This window comes from Arthrospira sp. PCC 8006, from assembly GCF_046480465.1.
Lineage (GTDB): Bacteria > Cyanobacteriota > Cyanobacteriia > Cyanobacteriales > Microcoleaceae > Limnospira > Limnospira platensis.
The window spans coordinates 1-282 of record NZ_PKGG01000656.1; the positions used below are offsets into that span (position 1 = coordinate 1).

At 73.8% G+C, this 282-nt stretch carries 1 protein-coding gene; it reads right to left on the reverse strand.

Annotation, left to right across the window (positions count from 1 at the left end; all coding sequences use genetic code 11):
• Positions 1-282 (reverse strand): two-component regulator propeller domain-containing protein (locus B9T16_RS29760; RefSeq protein WP_410246503.1); only part of this gene is annotated, 282 nt, incomplete at both ends.

Here is a 282-nt window from a genome sequence, read left to right on the forward strand (position 1 = left end):
GGCGTCGACGTGGTCGATTCCCACGCTGGTGCCCAGCCACGCCCCCCCGGTGCCGTCGAGCAGCACCGCACCGACCGTTGGATGCGAGAGGCCCTGGCCGGGGCCCACGCGCAGCCGCTCCCCGCTGCGCAGGTCCAGGACCTCCAGTCCCGCGTCGTTGGTGCCGATCCACAGGCGCTGGCGGTCGTCGTAGGCCAGCGCATCGACGCTGTTGCTGACCGGTCCGCGGCCACCGGCGTCCCGCCGCTGCACCACGAAGCGCTCGCCGTCGAACCGGTTGAG